The sequence below is a fragment of the Rhodospirillales bacterium genome (assembly GCA_023898785.1).
Lineage (GTDB): Bacteria > Pseudomonadota > Alphaproteobacteria > Micavibrionales > Micavibrionaceae > TMED27.
In genome coordinates this window covers 1,602,331-1,620,093 of record CP060239.1, presented here as the reverse complement: position 1 = coordinate 1,620,093, position 17,763 = coordinate 1,602,331, and the positions used below count along the sequence as shown (strand labels likewise).

Annotated in this window: 17 protein-coding genes and 1 pseudogene; 6 read left to right on the top strand and 12 right to left on the bottom strand. The window is 49.0% G+C overall.

All coding sequences use genetic code 11. From position 1 onward, the window contains the following. Window positions 1-60 precede the first annotated feature (60 nt). Window positions 61-932 (bottom strand): annotated as a pseudogene (locus H6859_08205) (IS5 family transposase). 254 nt (window positions 933-1,186) lie between these two features. Beyond that, entirely contained in the window at window positions 1,187-2,131 is a 945-nt protein-coding gene (locus H6859_08200; GenBank protein ID USO05129.1) for a dihydroorotate oxidase, read from the bottom strand. Window positions 2,132-2,274: 143 nt separating this feature from the next. On the opposite strand from H6859_08200, the gene H6859_08195 reads away from it, so the two are divergent. The 3 genes from H6859_08195 to H6859_08185 all read left to right on the top strand — a co-directional run bounded on the left by H6859_08195 (window position 2,275) and on the right by H6859_08185 (window position 5,540). Beyond that, window positions 2,275-2,658, top strand: a complete 384-nt coding sequence (locus H6859_08195) for a DUF2946 family protein (protein USO05128.1) — start codon at window positions 2,275-2,277, stop codon at window positions 2,656-2,658. 69 nt (window positions 2,659-2,727) lie between these two features. After that, complete coding sequence (locus H6859_08190) at window positions 2,728-4,815, top strand: TonB-dependent receptor (GenBank protein USO05127.1); 2,088 nt, start codon at window positions 2,728-2,730, stop codon at window positions 4,813-4,815. Window positions 4,816-4,988: 173 nt separating this feature from the next. Continuing rightward, the gene (locus H6859_08185) at window positions 4,989-5,540 is read left to right on the top strand and encodes an energy transducer TonB (GenBank protein USO05126.1); all 552 of its coding nucleotides are present in this window, start codon (window positions 4,989-4,991) and stop codon (window positions 5,538-5,540) included. Between the two features lie 63 nt (window positions 5,541-5,603). Here H6859_08185 and glmS read toward each other — a convergent pair whose 3' ends face one another. The 5 genes from glmS to H6859_08160 all read right to left on the bottom strand — a co-directional run bounded on the left by glmS (window position 5,604) and on the right by H6859_08160 (window position 10,980). Further along, the gene (gene glmS / locus H6859_08180) at window positions 5,604-7,442 is read right to left on the bottom strand and encodes a glutamine--fructose-6-phosphate transaminase (isomerizing) (protein USO05125.1); all 1,839 of its coding nucleotides are present in this window, start codon (window positions 7,440-7,442) and stop codon (window positions 5,604-5,606) included. Window positions 7,443-7,568: 126 nt separating this feature from the next. Beyond that, entirely contained in the window at window positions 7,569-7,775 is a 207-nt protein-coding gene (locus H6859_08175) for a hypothetical protein (protein USO05124.1), read from the bottom strand. Window positions 7,776-7,933: 158 nt separating this feature from the next. Beyond that, entirely contained in the window at window positions 7,934-9,301 is a 1,368-nt protein-coding gene (gene glmU, locus H6859_08170; protein USO05123.1) for a bifunctional UDP-N-acetylglucosamine diphosphorylase/glucosamine-1-phosphate N-acetyltransferase GlmU, read from the bottom strand. Window positions 9,302-9,350: 49 nt separating this feature from the next. Beyond that, complete coding sequence (locus H6859_08165) at window positions 9,351-10,238, bottom strand: DUF3108 domain-containing protein (protein USO05122.1); 888 nt, start codon at window positions 10,236-10,238, stop codon at window positions 9,351-9,353. Beyond that, on the bottom strand, window positions 10,159-10,980 hold the full coding sequence (locus H6859_08160; protein USO05121.1) for a GNAT family N-acetyltransferase: 822 nt from the start codon (window positions 10,978-10,980) through the stop codon (window positions 10,159-10,161). Before H6859_08160 ends, H6859_08165 begins: the two co-directional genes overlap by 80 nt. 123 nt (window positions 10,981-11,103) lie before the next feature. On the opposite strand from H6859_08160, the gene H6859_08155 reads away from it, so the two are divergent. The 3 genes from H6859_08155 to dapE all read left to right on the top strand — a co-directional run bounded on the left by H6859_08155 (window position 11,104) and on the right by dapE (window position 14,017). After that, window positions 11,104-11,883, top strand: a complete 780-nt coding sequence (locus H6859_08155; GenBank protein USO05120.1) for a hypothetical protein — start codon at window positions 11,104-11,106, stop codon at window positions 11,881-11,883. A gap of 104 nt (window positions 11,884-11,987) precedes the next feature. Then, on the top strand, window positions 11,988-12,845 hold the full coding sequence (gene dapD / locus H6859_08150; GenBank protein ID USO05119.1) for a 2,3,4,5-tetrahydropyridine-2,6-dicarboxylate N-succinyltransferase: 858 nt from the start codon (window positions 11,988-11,990) through the stop codon (window positions 12,843-12,845). Window positions 12,846-12,886: 41 nt separating this feature from the next. Beyond that, window positions 12,887-14,017 (top strand): succinyl-diaminopimelate desuccinylase, encoded by a 1,131-nt coding sequence (gene dapE, locus H6859_08145; protein USO05118.1) that lies wholly within the window; start codon window positions 12,887-12,889, stop codon window positions 14,015-14,017. Here dapE and H6859_08140 read toward each other — a convergent pair. The 5 genes from H6859_08140 to H6859_08120 form a co-directional block, all read right to left on the bottom strand. After that, a complete protein-coding gene (locus H6859_08140) occupies window positions 14,005-14,688 on the bottom strand; it encodes a PRC-barrel domain-containing protein (GenBank protein ID USO05117.1) in 684 nt (227 codons plus the stop codon). The two genes, dapE and H6859_08140, sit on opposite strands and share 13 nt — an antisense overlap. A gap of 72 nt (window positions 14,689-14,760) precedes the next feature. After that, complete coding sequence (locus H6859_08135) at window positions 14,761-15,090, bottom strand: hypothetical protein (protein USO05116.1); 330 nt, start codon at window positions 15,088-15,090, stop codon at window positions 14,761-14,763. Next, the gene (gene truA / locus H6859_08130) at window positions 15,083-15,859 is read right to left on the bottom strand and encodes a tRNA pseudouridine(38-40) synthase TruA (protein USO05115.1); all 777 of its coding nucleotides are present in this window, start codon (window positions 15,857-15,859) and stop codon (window positions 15,083-15,085) included. The genes H6859_08135 and truA overlap by 8 nt, the downstream gene beginning before the upstream one ends. Then, window positions 15,856-16,716, bottom strand: coding sequence for a DMT family transporter (locus tag H6859_08125; GenBank protein ID USO05114.1), 861 nt, complete (start codon window positions 16,714-16,716; stop codon window positions 15,856-15,858). Before H6859_08125 ends, truA begins: the two co-directional genes overlap by 4 nt. Beyond that, window positions 16,713-17,684: a methionyl-tRNA formyltransferase gene (locus tag H6859_08120; protein ID USO06735.1), complete on the bottom strand. Its 972-nt coding sequence runs from the start codon at window positions 17,682-17,684 to the stop codon at window positions 16,713-16,715. Before H6859_08120 ends, H6859_08125 begins: the two co-directional genes overlap by 4 nt. Window positions 17,685-17,763 lie beyond the last annotated feature (79 nt).

The following is a 17,763-nucleotide window of genomic DNA, read 5'->3' as shown; positions in this document are numbered from 1 at the left end:
TATTATCGTCCATAGTGTCAAAACACAAAAAAATATTTGTCTAGGGTCCGGACTCACAGCTTAAATCCAGAAACATAAGAGGGAAGCAAGGCATAGAGCGGCGAAGAAGTTTCTGGCGAGTTTGTCGTATCTTGTTGCCACGCGCCGCCAGTCTTTGAGGCGTCCAAACATTCGTTCCACGACATTGCGGTTTTTATACGCGCAAGAAAACCATGGGGCTTGCCCCATGGATGTAGCGCCTCCGGACCAACGAGTCCGGACAAGCGCAGCTTGAATTAGAGTGATACCACGGGCCTTGGCCCGTGGAGGTTCACAGCGTCTCTCGTCGTGCGGGATTTTGATTTTGCGTGTGGCCGTGGAGGGAATGACAGGTTCGATCTTCCGGTTCATTAAAAAGCCGCGAAAATGTCCAGCGTCATACGCTTTATCCGCCAAGAGATATTTTATTGACGGTAATGATCCTGCCAAGGCAACCGCCCCTTTGATATCGGCGCGTTGCCCTTGCGTGATGTACAAAGCCAGCGGACGGCATTTCATATCGCTGATCGCGTACAGCTTGGTGTTGCGTCCGCCACGGCTTATGCCGATCGCCTGAGCATGCGCCCCCCCTTTCCGCCGCCGGCTGATCTGTGCGCTTTGATATGCGTGCTGTCAATCGCCGCCATGTCCCGTTCGTCCGATAACGCGCCAACAATCTCGCGGAACAGATATTGCCAGATGCCGCGCGCAGACCAGCGATTATAACGATTATAAAGGGTGGTGTAAGAACCGTATTCGGACGGCGCATCACGCCAGCGGCAACCCGATTGCAAAACATGAATGATGCCGCTGATCACACGGCGGTCATCCACGCGGGGCTTGCGTCCCCTATCTGGCGGCAAGTGAGGCTTGATCGCTTCCCATTGGGTGTCTGAAAGATAAAAATGACGCATAGTTTGGCTCCTTTCTCAAATCACCAAACCATTGAATCATAAAATTACCTGTGTGTTTAGACCCTAGTCTCAGATGACAGATATTTTAAAACCGCCAACGAAACAGAACTCGAAGCCATAAAAATTCCCCCCGAGCATTTTAGTCATAATATTACTCAAGCCGCTAAAGTTCTTGGCATGGCAAAATCTACATTTTATAAGAATATGAAGGCCCGATATTTGCCAATTTCTGTCCAAATTTGCCCGCGCGCATATCATGTTATGTCTCTTAATTTTCCCTTAAAGCTCTCTATATTTTGGTAGCCTTTTTGCCGCATAAGGTCGGTGAGTTCATTGGCTATGCGTTCGAAGCATCCTGTCCCTTCGCGCATAAATTGTGTGCCTATTTGCACAGCGCTTGCGCCACATAAAATATGCTCGAAAGCATCCGGGCCGGTTTTTACGCCGCCACAGCCAATAATAGATACTTTTTTATCAAGCAAAGTATAAAATTTACGGACATTGGCAAGGGCTGTTGGTTTGATGAAGTCTCCTCCTATGCCTCCAAATCCGTGCTTTGGTTTAATAACGACAGATTCTGAATCCGGGTCGATCACCAGACCATTGCCGATACTGTTAATACATGTGACAAAAGAGATGGGAAAATCGTTTAATACGGCGGCCATCATTTCAAAATGCGGCATATCGAAATATGGTGGAAGCTTCACGCCGATAGGCTGTTTTGCTGCTGTAAAAACCAATTCGAGAAGATGACGGCTCTGTTCAAAATCATATCCTGTTTGCGGTTTTCCGGGAACATTGGGGCATGAAAGGTTTAATTCAATGGCGGCAATGTTCTCGAAATTAGCCAGCTCTTTAATAATGCGGCGGTTATCTTCATGGCTTAGTCCTGAGACAGACATAAAATAGGGTTTCTCGTAAACTTTCGCAGTTTGTGCAAATTGAGCGTAAAACTCAAATCCTTTATTGGGCAGTCCCATGCTGTTAATACTGCCCCAGCGCGTGTCAACATATCGGGGTTCTTCATTTCCCTGCCGCTCCTGCAGGGTTGCGCTCTTGCTCAAAATTGCGCCCGCATGACTTTTTCCAATAGCGTGTAATTCCTCTGCGGTGGAGCATAAAGGTCCTGAAGCGTTATACAGGCACGAGGAAAGAGTGGAACCGGCTATTTTTGTGGAAAGGGAAATTGATGAAGACATGTGGTTATTCTTTCAGATGAGACGGATGAATTCACATATCTATTGATAGTAAACTCATTATAGAAGAGCAACGAGAAAAGTTTTATGTGTTTTCTTTGTTTGGAATGGTTTAGAAATTGCAGAGAAGTAGCAGGTTTAGATCTTTGCATAAAAATAACAGCAAACATTTTTGTTTAAACGTTTTTATTATTCTGGGGCTTGTTTTATCAAACCTCGCGCCTCTTTGCGCCAATAAAGCATCTGCGAAAATATTTCTGGAAATTTGCACGGCAAACGGTCTTCAAGTTATTGCCCTTAACGGGGATGCACCGGATGACGGCGATCCCGCGCCTGGTGATAAACCAAACAGGAAAATGTGCTCTTACTGTGTTGCTTCTCATATGGCGCGGGTTATTCCTGATCTGCCCGATGCGCTTCACTCGCAAATTCGTCGTACTAACATATCCATCGTCTCCTATAGCGATGATTTGACCTTATTGCTTCAGGCAAAACGTTATGAAGCTCGCGCACCCCCTTACGCCGCTTAAGACCCATTTTTAATATTCTTAAAGCCATCGCACAGTTGGTCTGTGCGCTTATATGTGTAAGGAAAAACAATGCATAACATTTTCAAATACAGCGCCTTTGGCGCGTCCCTGCTTGTCAGCAGTTTTTTAGTTGCTCCGTCTTATGCGGAAGAAATCATTGAGGTTGATCCGATTGCGGTTGAGGCCCTCATGATGATGTCTTATCCGGCCAGTGCTTCTTATGATAGTTCTGATGCGGCATCTCCCCTGCGCTATTCAGATGGGGCAGATTATCTGGGATCTTTGCCGGGGGTTACAGCGGCACGTTTTGGCGGACATGGGCTTGAGCCTTTTATTCGAGGGCAGTCACAAGGGCAGTTGAATATCGTCAATGGCGATTCCTATGTATTTGGAGGGTGCCCAAACCGTATGGACCCGCCGAGCGCTTATATGAACATACAGCTCCGCGACACCGTAACAGTTATTCAGGGCTATCAGTCTGTGCTCAACGGATTCGGAGGCTCTGGCGGCAGTGTGATCGTCGAACAAGGGCGGCCTGATTTTGGTGAAGCTCTGGCGGTCACTGGGCTTGTGCAGGGCGGTTATGACGGCAATAGCGAAATGTGGAATGCCGGGGCCAACGTTACGGCAGGCACGTTACTTGGCTATGCGAACGCCTATGGTTCTTATAAGGATGCTGAAAATTATGAAGACGGCGATGGTGATGAAGTACGCGCCGCTTTCATAGAGCGCTCGGGCGGCCTGAAAGTTGGTTATACACCGGAAGGGGCGCATCTATCTCTGGGCGCAGATTACCGCAAGATCAACGACGCTCTGTTTCCCGGCGCGGGCATGGACTCGCCCTTATCCAAAGGGCAAACATTCAAGGCCGCTTTGGAACGAGATCTGGATGGAAAGATTTTCCAAAGAGTGAAAGTCAGCACCTATGCGTCTTTGGTAGATCACATCATGGATAATTTTAGTTTGCGTCCGTTTACAGCGGCCATGCCTTTACGTGTTGATTCGCAGTCCGACACGTATGGTGCAAAGCTGGAAAAAGATTTTGTCCTTTTTGACCAGCCCGTTGAGAGCGTGCTGGAATGGCGGCGGAATAACCGTAATGCCGACAGGATTGTGAACACAACGGGCGCTCTTCAATCACTGTTATGGCCGGATATTACGATCAATGAAGCCAGTCTTGCCGGTGAGAGCGCTTACGACCTTGGTGATAAGAGCCGTTTGGTCGTGGGTGGGCGTTACGATTATGTGCATGTCGATTATGGGCGTGCTGATACTCCTGCCCCGGCGGCAGGAAATAGAACGCCGAATGATATTTATTCTCAGTTCTATGGCTACGGCGCGTCATCAAAAACAGAGCATAATCTGGGCGGCCTTCTGCGTCTGGAACATGATTATAGTGCTAGCACGCTGTTTTACACCGGTTTGAGCCGCTCCGTTCGCACGGCGGATGCAACGGAAAGAGGTCTTGCGAACTTTATGGGCGCAGGTGGAGCAACTTCCTGGGTTGGAAATCCTGACATTGATCCGGAAAAACATCATCAAATGGATATAGGTTTTGATATTACGGAACCTGTCTGGAGTTTTGGTGGATCAGCCTATGCCAATTATGTGGAGGATTATATCTTGCGTGATTCTGCTCGTTCTCAACCGGGTATTTTGGTGAATTTTCCTGATGCTGACATATACCGCAATATTAATGCCTTTCTGGCGGGGTTTGAAGTTCGTGGATTCTGGCGGTTTGCTTCGGACTGGACGCTTGAGGCAGATGCGACTTGTACGTTTGGCGCGGATATTGATGCCGGACGGGCTTTGCCACAAATTCCGCCTTTGCAAGGTAAAGTAGGCGTAACATGGCAAGCTTTGGATTATCTGGAGGTTAGTGGGAAGGCGCGCTGGGCGCTGGAGCAAACGCGAGTTGATACAAATTCGTTAAGCTCAACAGGCCGGGATGTTGATAAAACCAATGGTTATGCCGTTTTTGATTTGGAAGGAACGATCACCGAATTTGATCCTGCGTCGCTCAATTTTGGGGTGAAAAATATATTTGATTCCACTTATGCCAATCACCTTAATCGCTCCAATATTTCCGACCCAACGGAAGTGCAGGTGAACGAACCGGGCCGGAGTTTTTATGTTCAACTGAGAGTTCCGTTTTGATGGTGGCTTTGAAAACCCATAAACGCCTGTCTTCCGCTATACCGTCTTTTAAAACCAGTATAGCGGGGACAGCTTTATCGTTTTGTGCGTCTACCGTGTTGCATATGAGCGTCATCGGGGGGATCGTGGCACTCTCCTCGTATATCCATGACGCTGGCGGAGGAGCCGGGAAAATGGAGTATGCACCCATTTTTGTAACTCTCGTTCAAGAGCCTTCGCCTCTTCCTCAAACACCTGAAAAGATTGAAAGTCCCGCTTTGCAAAATGACCGTAGGGATGATGTGCAAAAGGCACTTGATTTAACGCTTGCCGATCCTGTTCCAGCGCCAACCGAAAAAAATGAAAAAAAGAGGGAAAGCTCCTCGATTACCAGGACAGCAGCTCAAGCATCTTCAATGCGCAGACAAAACAGCGCGTATGCAGGTGGTGGAAGAAACGCAGAAATTCGCTATCAAGATATGGTGCGTGCGGCAATAGATTCTTATCGCGTCTATCCACGCGAGGCCCGGCGGCGAAAACTCGAGGGGCACGCGGTGATTCAAATTCGTATCAGCCGAAGCGGAGCCATCACTGAAAGCCGTTTTGTAAAAACAACAGGGCATCATATTCTTGATCAGGCCGCTTTAAATATGGTCAAGGCCGCCAGCCCCTTACCCGCTATACCTTCTTCCTTAGGCAAGTCTTCTGTCTCAATGAACATTCCTATTGGTTTTAAGCTTAAATAATCGTACCTGTTTGTGATAAGTTAGGAGCGCTTAAGGACGTAAGGCGACACTCCCCATTGGTCACTACTCCACCGTGACGGATTTGGCCAGATTGCGCGGTTGGTCAACATCGGTGCCTTTTGTAACGGCAACGTGGTAAGCGAGAAGCTGGATCGGTACGGCATAGAGAATGGGCGCGACGAACGGATCGAGGGGTTGTAGTTTAATGCCCCAGTGGATGAGCTCTTTGAGTTTGGCGTGCCCTGATTCATCGGAGATCAATAATACTTTGGCGCCGCGCGCGACATTTTCCTGTAAGTTACTGGCGGTTTTTTCGAACAAGGCATCACCCGCCGGAGCCAGCACAACGATCGGCATATGGTCGTCGATCAGAGCGATGGGGCCATGCTTCAATTCTCCGGCTGCGTAGCCTTCGGCGTGGATGTAGGAAACTTCTTTCAGTTTCAACGCGCCTTCCATGGCCAGTGGATACAGCAAATTCCGACCTAGATAAAGCATGTCAGTGTTTTCGAAGATATCACGGGCAATGGATTGTATGATTTCGGTGTTTTCTTCCTCGCGTAACAGCTGGGTGATTTGCTGCGGGATATGACGCAGCTCATCGGCGAGCACGGCGGCTTTTTCATGTTTCAACGCGCCCTTTTTTACTGCCAGTGAAAGTGCGATGCAGGCCAGTGTTGTGAGCTGGGTAGTGAAGGCTTTGGTTGAGGCAACGCCGATTTCCGGTCCGGCCAGCGTGTGCATGACGAAGTCGGATTCCCGCTCGATTGTGCTTTCGATGGTGTTGACGATGGAAAGCACTTTGCATCCTTCAGATTTTGCGTAGCGCATGCCTTCTAAAGTGTCCAGCGTTTCTCCTGACTGGGAAACGACGATGCAAAGTGTATCAGAAGCCAGCGGTGGTTCGCGGTAGCGGAATTCGGAGGCAATATCGACATCGCAGGGAATGCCTACGGTCTGTTCAAACCAGTATTTGGCAACCATGCAAGCATAATAGGCCGTGCCGCAGGCGACCATGGTAATGCGCGGGGCGTCAGCAAGAGCAGCGAGCACCTCAGGAGGAATTGATATTTCACCCGTTGCCGGATTGACGAAAGAATTCAGCGTATCGCCAATAACGCTGGGTTGTTCATAAATTTCCTTGAGCATGAAGTGGCGGAAATTGCCTTTTCCGGTCGTCGCACCGCTTTGGGCAGTGATACGGATTTCGCGGGTAACGGGCGTGTCATCGTTGGTATAAATCTGCGCACCTTCGCGGGTGACGGTGACGCGGTCGCCATCTTCAAGAAAGCAGATTTTTTTGGTTAATGGCGCAAGAGCATAAGAATCGCTGGCGACAAACATTTCGCCGTCGCCATAGCCGACAGCCAGCGGTGTGCCCTGACGGCAACCGATCATAAGATTATCCTGACCGGCAAAAATCATCACGATGGCATAAGCCCCGTCAAGGCGATCAAACGCGGTGCTGGCCGCCTCTTGTGGGCTTTTACCTTGGGTCAGATAATGATCAACAAGATGGACAATAACTTCGGTATCGGTATCGGTTTCAAAGCGGATTTGGTGGTTGGCCAGTTCTTCTTTTAACTGCGCATAATTTTCAATGATGCCGTTATGGACGACTGCGACTTTATCGGTCGCGTGCGGGTGGGCATTATCCTCGGTCGGGCCGCCATGGGTCGCCCAGCGCGTATGGCCAATGCCGAGCGTACCTTTAAGCGGTCTGCTTTTGAGTTTGATTTCGAGGTTTTTAAGTTTGCCCTCGGAACGGCGTCTATCAAGCACGCCGTCATGCAGCGTGGCGATTCCGGCGCTATCATAGCCGCGATATTCGAGGCGGCGTAAACCCTCAATCAAAAGGGGTGCTGCACTGTCTTCACTTAAAATTCCAATTATTCCGCACATATCTAATTATTTTCATTTGTGTTTGCACATCATTATTAGCGCTTTGTACAACCACAAAGCAAAACGAGTATATCAAGAATTTAATCATTCTTCTTAAAACCGCAAGTCACATGATGTTGCGGGATGTTACAGATGAGGTTTTGGGCGGCGGGGATAGGATTGGGCTGGCACAGGTGCTTTGGGCGCACCCAGCTTTTGGGTTGCAATTTCCAGATCATCAATCACTGCATTGATAGACGCCACGGGTGGCGCATTATCGGGATCGCGGTATTTTAGCGGCGGTTGCATCTTGGGGCGGTAACTTTCAGCAATCGCCGCTTCCAGTGCATTCATGGCGTTGTTATAGCCCTCGCAGGTCGCGTGAACGGAGAAAGGAATAACCGACAAAAATATTGTCAAAAAGAAAAAGCGCATAACCACTTCAGAGTACAGGCTTCCATAGAATTATTTAAAAAATTTATCGGCCGTTCGGACTACTGCCCACAATAAAATCAGGAAGCTTTTTTACGCTGTTTTTTTGCTTTTTTTTGTGCTGCTTCCTTGATCTTACGGTATTTGGCAGCCCAGCCCTGCCGGATTTCGGCCGGATCGCGGGCGATGGATAGCGCATTGGCGGGCACATCTTCGGTGATGGTCGAACCGGCGGCAACGAAGGCACCGTCATCAATGCGCACAGGTGCAACCAGATTGACGTTCGAGCCGACCATAACGTTTTTGCCAATCACGGTCCGGTGTTTTTGGAAGCCATCGTAATTCACGGTAATCGCGCCGGCAGAGAAGTTGACTTCTTCTCCCATATCCGTGTCTCCGACATAGGCGAGATGGCCGATTTTGCTGCCTGGACCGATAGTTGATTTTTTAATTTCGACAAAATTGCCGATGCGCGCATTCTTGCCAATTTTTGTATCAGGTCGCAGGCGTGCGAATGGTCCAACAGATGCGCCCGCTTTCACATGCGCACCTTCGAGATAGCTGAACGCTTTTATATGAACGCCGGATTCCAGCGTCACGCCGGGACCGAAATAAACATTGGGTTCAATAATACAATCCGGAGCAATTTTGGTGTCATGCCAGAGATACACTGTATCGGGCGCTTGCATATATACGCCTTCATTCATCAGGTCTTCACGCAATCGCGTTTGCAGCGTTTTTTCCAGCGCCGCGAGATCAGTGCGGGTGTTGCACCCTTTTACTTCGGCGGGATTTTCGATGACGGCGGCGGCAGTTACACCGCCTTGCTCACGAATAATGGCTGGAAGCTGCGTGATATAAAATTCGTTTTGGGCGTTATTGGAATCGAGCTGATCAAGCCATCCGCTAAGCTGCGCTCCATCAACGCAAAAAGCGCCGGTATTGACGAGCCGGATTGCTTTTTGTTCAGGATCGGCGTCTTTTTCCTCGACGATGTTTTCGAGCATACCTTCCTGCCCTAGAATCAGGCGACCATAGCCGTGAGGATTATCCATGATGCAACCCAGAATTGCCAGCGCGTGATCGTTTTTGGCAACGCGCAGGGCGGAGAGTGTTGCGGGAGTAATAAGTGGCGTGTCGCCAAGCAAAATCAGGACATCGCCGTCGAAGCCTTCGAGCGCAGGCATTGCCGTGCGCACAGCACCGCCAGTGCCATCGCGAACTTTCTGCACAACACAGATATGGGGTTTGACAGCCTTTTCAAGATCCGGCATCTCCGGGCCGATGACGACTACAACTTTCTCAGGCTTCAGGCTTTCACAAGATTCCAGCAGCCAATTTATCATCGGCTTGCCTGCCAATGTATGCATGACTTTGGCTTGAGAGGATTTCATGCGTGTGCCGAAGCCCGCCGCAAGAATAACAATCGCGAGTGGTTTTGTGCTCATAGAGGCTATTGTCGCCAAACACACCGCAAATACAAGTAAATATTGCGGGTTATTCGTCTTCGGGCATGCGTTTTTCAGCGATGAGGACGGTATCGGCGGATTTATATTCAGCCAAGTGCATAAACAGTGTGCCATAAGCGGTTTTGACACGAATTTTTACCGGAACGGCCGGGCCGTTCTCAGCAACCTGGGCGATCCAGACGGTCGGCATCGTGCCTTTTGCGCGGCCCTGTTCCTGAATCGACATCCAGCCCCGTGGCTTTTTGTGCCATTCACCGTTTACGGGTACGACCTCGACTGTGCACTTTGCTGCCGGACCGCCATAAATATTATATTTTGATTCTGTAAGGGTTACGGCCTCTTCATGCCTGAATATCTGTTTAAAACGGCGTTTACCATCGAATATTTCCGATTCTCCAGCGCATGTCTCCATTTCATTATAGGCATCCAAAACCTGCAATGTTGCGCTCAAAATATCAACAGTGCCGTTGGTGACTTCGTCATCGACTTCACGCAACTCGGCGGCGCTATGCTCATCGGTGATGCGCAGGGATTTAAAGGAGCCATTTTTGTTATAAAGATATTCTTTTATATCGGCTTCGTTACGCCAAGTCGCCGTTGATTGGTGTCTTTCGGGCTGATATTTGCCGTCTTTGAGTATCCAGCCGTAACTTTCGAAAGAGCCTTCCCATGGAATTAACGAGCCTAGAAATCCACGGGTTTTGGCGTCGAGAACCAGACTGTATTTATTCTTTTTAGATAAATCGATATCCATGTGCGCCTGCACAGCGTGAATACCACCGGCATAGACTTCATAGACCAATTGCTGGCGCAGCGTTTCGCCAGCGGAAGCCGGATCAGCCGTAGAGACCAGCCAGAGTAATGCAGCGGCCGCCAAGCCCAGTCTTAAATTTTTTAACGCCTTGTGCGGTATCATCGTTTACGCCTCCAAGATCGAACGCTGAAAAACCATTCTCTTTTAAGTATAGCAAGCTTTGCCACAATAAGAAATTATGCGCTGATTTTTCCCGGCCCAGTTTGCTGGTGAAACCGATTTGATAGGTCGCGCTTTGACCATGAAACAGAATCAACACCCCGGCAATGGGCTTTCCATCCAGCAACGCTCGGCCTATCAAGAGTTCCTTTTCCTTTATACATATCTCAGCAAGCCTTTTCATAAATTGAACGGATGGACCGGGATAACCCTTCGTTGATTTATCCCGCGCATAACCCCGGAGTATCCAGTCTAGGTAACAACCTTCCACGTCCCATTCCACACTCAAACCGTTCTTCTCCGCTTGGCGAAGATGGCCGCGCCAATTGCTTTTTAAATTTGTCCGCAAAGTTTCTTCATCGTTGTTCAAATCCAGCCAAACTGTTTGGTAACCGGGTGCTTTTTTACGAAAGTCGTGCGCTTTCATAATGTTTTGAATTTCTTTGGAGTCTTCGATTTCGGGAATAAAACGCATAAATCGGCCTGGTCTGCGGGGAAATTCCCGGCGCAAAGCCGTACAAAAAGCGTCGAAATGCTCTGCGCTACCAAAACCATCAAACCATAATGGTCCGCGATCAAGCACTATAAAGTGAAGGAAGCCCTTGGCTATGCGGGTTTCAACAGTTTGCAGATAGCCCGCTTTGTGCCCATCAATCAATACCAGCGCCGCTTTTGAGATCTGCAAAGATGTGGGCTCTAGGGCAGACCTATACGAAAGAGCTTGTAAGATATTGGAATTTTTAACTTTTCCGAAATGTTCTTTCCTTATATTAGTAAATTGAGGTATCCAGTTAATCTGGCACTGTAAATGGGGCGGTTTCATACTTTTTCAATAACAAATTTTCGCCCTGATGATAAGGCATTGCAGGTTAATTTAGGAATTATTTTTAGGGGTGTGTACGTAAGCGGTATGAGTAAAACAGGGGTATCAGGAGATATAAGACTCAACGGAGAGCTATTGCAGTGCTTTTTTTCCGAATGCGAGCGGCATTTCAGGTTTTTAGAACAGCGCTACGGCTACATGTTTTTTTGCGGTCTTCTGGAATATCGCAATAATTATAAGATGATCAAACCCCTTAACCAACAAGAATTTAATGGGCCGTTTATGGCCGTAACTCGCTATGAAAAGGGTGAACAGGCATTTGAAATCACCTATAGCAGTATCCAGTTTCTTATAGAAGCCCATGCGTTTTATAACCCAATTGATAGATTTGAACTCAGCGAAATTATGACAGCGGCACGGAAATCTGATACGGCGTTGCGTGGCGATTGGGGCGTTAGTGATGTCAGTCTTATTAAAAAAACAATTCGTGAGATGGCACAGAGCTTTGAAAAACACAGCCGAATTTTACTAGAACCTGGCGATAAGCTGTTAAACCGCGCGATGACCATTCGCCATAAGCAGTTGGAACAAAGCATTCGTGAAAAACATAAGATCAGTATCGATGCAACGTGTCAGCATGCCGCTAAAGCTTACCGTGAAAAAAATTATCGGTTGGTTGTTCAGTTACTGGAGCCTGTTAAGCGCTATCTCAAGCGCGGGGAAATTAAAAAACTGGAGCGTGCGAAAAAGCTTCTTTTCACCTGAAAATATGCATGCCCTTTTGGCGAAATCCGCCTTCATCTTGATTTTTTATTCACTTCGTGGTCAAGTGCAGGCCATATTCGTTACTTATGCAAGGATACAGACATATGGGCCAGGCTGCAGCACAACATACCGATCTTGAAACCGCGATTGAAAGCGCATGGGATGCGCGTGATACGCTCAGCCCAGACACAAGTGGAGAAATGCGCGAGGCCATGAAGCAAGCGTTGGCGCTGCTGGATACGGGTGCGCTGCGCGTGGCAGAAAAAACAAGTGAGGGCTGGCAGGTCAATCAATGGCTGAAAAAAGCCGTCTTGTTGTCATTCCGTCTTAACCCCATGCAAAAAATTTCCGGCGGACCTGATGGTTCGGGTTGGTATGACAAGGTGGCCAGCAAGTTTGATGGCTGGGATAAGGCGGAATTTGAAAAAGCAGGTTTTCGTGCGGTCCCAAACTGCGTGGTGCGTTACAGTGCCCATATCGCCAAGGGCGCAGTGTTGATGCCCAGTTTTGTGAATGTTGGGGTGTTTGTTGATGAAGGCACGATGGTTGATACATGGGTGACAGTCGGTTCTTGCGCGCAGATCGGCAAGAATGTACATCTGTCCGGCGGCGTTGGCATTGGCGGCGTTTTGGAGCCCTTGCAGGCCGCACCGACGATTATTGAGGATAATTGCTTTATCGGCGCGCGTTCCGAGGTGGTTGAAGGCGTGATTGTTGAAGAAGGCTCTGTGCTTTCCATGGGCGTGTTTATCAGCGCATCCACAAAGATTATTGACCGCGAAACCGGTGAAGTTTTCCGAGGCCGTGTCCCGGCTTATTCTGTGGTGGTGCCGGGGACGATGCCGGGCAAGCCTTTACCCGACGGAACGCCGGGGCCAAATCTGGCATGCGCGGTGATTGTTAAGCGGGTAGATGCGCAAACGCGTTCTAAAACCAGTATTAACGATCTGCTGCGGGATTGATTGGATTCATTTCTAAACAATAATCCAGACAGGAAGTATTTATGGACGTTGTTAAACTCACACAAAAATTGATTGCTTGTCCCTCAGTGACGCCAGAGGATGCAGGGGCACAAGTACTTCTGGCTAATTTTCTGGAAGAGCTGGGGTTTGAATGCCATCATTTGCCTTTTGCCGAGGAAGGGTATGAAGTGCCCAATCTGTTTGCGCGCATTGGCTCTGAAGGCCCTCATCTGTGCTTTGGCGGGCATACGGATGTTGTGCCGCCGGGGCCGGAAGGCCAATGGACATTCGGTCCGTTTAACCCGGAAGTGAAAGACGGCGTACTTTATGGGCGTGGGGCCAGCGATATGAAAGGCTCGGTTGCGGCGTTTGCTGTGGCGGCGAGGGAATACCTTAAGAATAACGATCTTAAAGGTTCGATCAGCATGCTGATCACCGGGGATGAAGAAGATTTGGCCGTAGACGGTACGGTAAAGGTGCTGGAGTGGATGGAGAAAAATGGACATGTGCCGGATGTCTGCTTGGTCGGCGAACCCACCAATCCCGAACATTTAGGACAAGAGATCAAGGTGGGGCGCAGAGGGTCCCTGAATGGCCATCTCACCGTCAAGGGAAAGCAGGGTCATGTAGCCTACCAACATCTAGCAAATAATCCGATGCCACGGCTGGTAACGCTGCTTAATATATTAGCCCGCCATACTTTTGATGAAGGTTCGGAGTTTTTTCCACCGACCAATTTGGAAATTACGACTATTGATGTCGGAAATAAAGCGACCAATGTCATTCCTGAGCATGGATGGGCAACATTTAATATTCGCTTCAATGATCACTGGTCGAGCGCTAGTTTAAAAACCAAAATCACGGAATTACTAGATTCTACGGGGTTTGATTATAAAATTGAATTTGAAGGCAATGCTGAAAGCTTTATTACGCAGCCTGGTGCGTGGTCGGATATATTGATTGGGGCGGTTGAAGATGTTACCGGATTTAAACCGGAATGTACGACCGGCGGCGGTACGTCAGATGCGCGGTTTATTGTCAATTATTGTCCTGTGATTGAGTGCGGCGGCATTAATGAAAGCATTCACCAGATTGATGAAAATGCGAAGGTATCAGATCTTAAGGATCTGGTGAAAATTTATGGCCGTGTGTTGGAGCGTTATTTTTCCTGAGCAAAAGCCAATATGGTCTTTGCGTAGTCATTTTTAAGGGTGAGCTTACCTGCTTCGTAGTACGCCTCACGAAACGGTATAGCTAGCGATTTACCGCGAGCAGTTTTATGTGAAAACATAACATACAGCAATTCAGCGCGATAACCGTTACGATCAAATAAGACGTCTTTAATGGTGCCAAGTTTACGACCATCGGCGCTGTAGAATGTACGACCGACCAAATTTTTGATACTGTACGTATCTGTTTCCTGTCCGGATGCGCTTTCAAGACCAGCCAAAATTTGTGGTAGGCGTACGCGGATTTCGTCGTCGGTGTAGCTCGTTTTATAACCGTTGCTGGCCGGGCGCAGGCCCATATCATTATAATCAACCAGTATCGGGCCTGTTCCTAACCGCAAGCGGTTAAAATCGATATTGAGAGAGAAGATCGCGCCGTTGCGGTCCAACACAACATCACGGACTTCACCGATTACACGGTTGGTTCTATCCAGAACCCGATCAGAGATAACCGCTTTTGAGGAAATATATCTGGAGTTGCGCAATGGGCGTGATTTCTCGATTTTTTCGAGCTGTTCCCATGCGCGTGTGGTTTTGAGATCCTGAGCAAATGTGGCAGGTGCAGCAAAGCTTATAGCAAACATTATCATCAGGGGGCAAAAAATTAAACGCATGGTATGTGTCTCCTTGCGCTGATGTATAAAACAGGCAGACTCAAAAGTCCAATTATTTTTTACATAATCTATTCAGCCGTCAATAATCTGGCTATCGAATATCAGAATTACAGGTTCTTGCCAGGGGTGATGCTTTTTGAGGGCGGCGGTGAAATTTTCAAGAGCGGCAGGGTCATCAGGGATGGAAAATTCCATGCGAACGGATGGGGTTTGTTCGATCTCCCTATCCAGCGGACGGTATTGCTCCATGCCTTTTTCCGTTTTTGGTGTGCCCCACCAGCATACGGAATCGTAGCAGCCAAACAGATGCGGGATATATGCAGCCATAGACTTGGCAAATTCATTGGTGTGATCCGCCGGAACGAAAGTGACAACGCGTTTGGATTTTACCAGCTTACTCATAATCAACCCTTTCAAGGAATAACCCGGACGCCGGAGCAGTTGGCCCGCCTGCGCAGCGATCTTTGGCTTCTAATGCCGCAGCCACATCTGCAGCGCTCCATTTTCCCTCACCGACGAGACTGAGCGTGCCAGCAAGGTTACGCACCATATGGTGGAGAAAGGATTTAGCCTCAGCCGCAATACGGATTTCGATGCCTCCGCCAGTATCGTATTCGCGTGCGCTCACCTCAAGGCGATCAAGGGTACGCATCGCGGTTTTGGCCTGACATTCGGAATCGCGAAAGGTGGTAAAATCGTGATGGCCGAGCAGTACTTGCGCCGCTTCTTGCATTGCGGGGACATCAAGTGGACGCCGGATATGCCAGACAAAACCGCGCTCGATGGCCGGAAAAGCCTGACGGTTTAAGATACGATAAATATAGCGTTTGTTTTTAGCGCTAAAGCGTGCGTGGAAATCATCGGATACCTGCTCTGCAGATAAAATACAGATCGGCTGGGGGTACAGATGGGCGTTGATTGCCTTGGCAATTTCAAAAGGTTGCATGGGCCGGGTGAGGTCCTCCAGATCGACATGAGCGATTTGCCCGTACGCATGAACACCTGCATCCGTACGCCCGGACGATTGAACGGTCACATCTTGGCCGGAAAAAGCCTTGATGGCTTTTTCAATTTCGCCCTGAATCGTTTGTGGGCCGGCCTTTTCCTGGCGTTGCCAACCGGCGTAATCTGCGCCGTTATATTCGATCGTAAGGCGGTAGCGCTGAGTCATCGTTTGATCAGCCTCATAAGGTCTCGTAAATTGACAATGATGCAACCTGATACGATGAAGCTCGCACCCAGCGCAATCCAAATGTTGGCTGCCGTATAGCCGAATGCAATAAAAAGCAGAGTTGAGGCTAGCGGTACAAAATATGCCAAAGACGCTAAAAAAACAACATTACCGCCACGCATGGATTCATCCCAGAACAAATAGGATAGGCGAAAAAAACCTAGCAAAAGCACATACACCCACTCTATCCCCACCGGCATTACTGTTTTTTCAAACATCAAATGCAGGCCTGCACACAAAAAAGCCGAGATAAACATGGCTGGGGCCATTAATCCGGCAGGATAGGTTTTGTTTTTAGCCGAAGCAGAATAGGCCGCCCACAGGATAGCCGCAATCAGGGCTAAAAAATGTCCTGCTTGTAGACCGCCCATAAACCCGTTTGCGTGTGCAGGGACAAAAATAAGAAATGTGCCGATAAAGCCCATGACAATGCCAACAATTTTAGGTGCGTTGAGCCTGCCAGTATGAAACAGGGTGGCAAAAGCAACCAGAAGGATCGGCCAGAGATAGTTAATGGCATTGACTTCAAAAGGCGGCGCATGGCGGAAGGCCACATAAATCAGCGCGGTGTAAACACCAACGCCGCTGACCAAAAAGGCATAGTGTCTTGGCGGCTGACGCCAATAGGTGCGGATGGGTTGTCCCTTCACGGCTTGGTAAAGGGTCATGCCCAACGCGCCAAGGAAAAGTGACATCGCCGCCATTTGCAAACCGGGAATCGCATTGGTCAGCACGACCAGAATATTGCCGATAGTAAACATCACCAGAGCAATGAGGCCGTAAGAGGTCGTGCTCATGCGAGGACCTCGCCAATTTTGAGGTAACCACCATTGAGGGCGGCAGGAAGATCCATGGCCTGTTTCCCAGCGGGCTGAACGCGCTGGAGACACAAGATTGTGCCCTGCCCGCATTGGACATGGCCGGTTTTATCGATTAACATACCGACCGGTCGGTTTTTTTCTGCCTGCGTTGTATCGAGGGGGGAGGCGTCTGCAGGTTGTGCGGTGAGGATTTTGAGGCGTTGACCATCTGCGGTCTTGGTCCAGACACCGGGCCAGGGATTGAGGGCGCGGATTTGGCGATCAATTTGAGTCGCGCTTTGAGGCCAATCAACCCGGCCATCGTCTTTTTTGAGCAAATGCGCATATTCAACACCTGAATTTTCCTGTTCTTTTGCAGTTAAATGGCCTTTTATAGCCAATTTATCAAGCGTTTCAATAACCATATCAGCGCCCAGCGCGGCGAGGCGATCATGCAGGCTGGTGGTGGTTTCGCGCAGGTCTAAATCCAGAGCGGTTTTCATGATTTCCGGGCCGGTATCAAGCCCTTCATTCATCTGAATCAGGGTAACGCCGCTTTGTTTATCACCCGCCCAGATTGCGCGCTGAATCGGAGAGGCCCCCCGCCAGCGCGGTAAAAGCGACGCATGGATATTGATGCAGCCATATTTCGGCGCATTCAAAATAGCTTTAGGCAGAATAAGGCCATAGGCTGCGACAATGGCCACGTCTAAATTATGCGCTGTGAACTCGGCCTGTACGTCAGCAGATTTCAGAGATTTAGGATGAAATACGGGAATGCCGCGCTCATCGGCATATTGATGCACTGGAGAGGGCTGCAGTCTATGCCCACGCCCTTTGGGGCGGGGCGGCTGGGTATAGACGCACACCACATCATGCGCGCTGGCATCGATGGTCTTAAGTGCGCTGGCCGCAAAGTCCGGGGTGCCCATAAAGCCTACGCGTAAGGGTTTGGTTTCATTTATCATGTGACGCTTTTAGCACAGAAGCGGCGATTATAAATACGGATTTTGCAAAAACAGCCCATGTTGCCTTTTTATATCA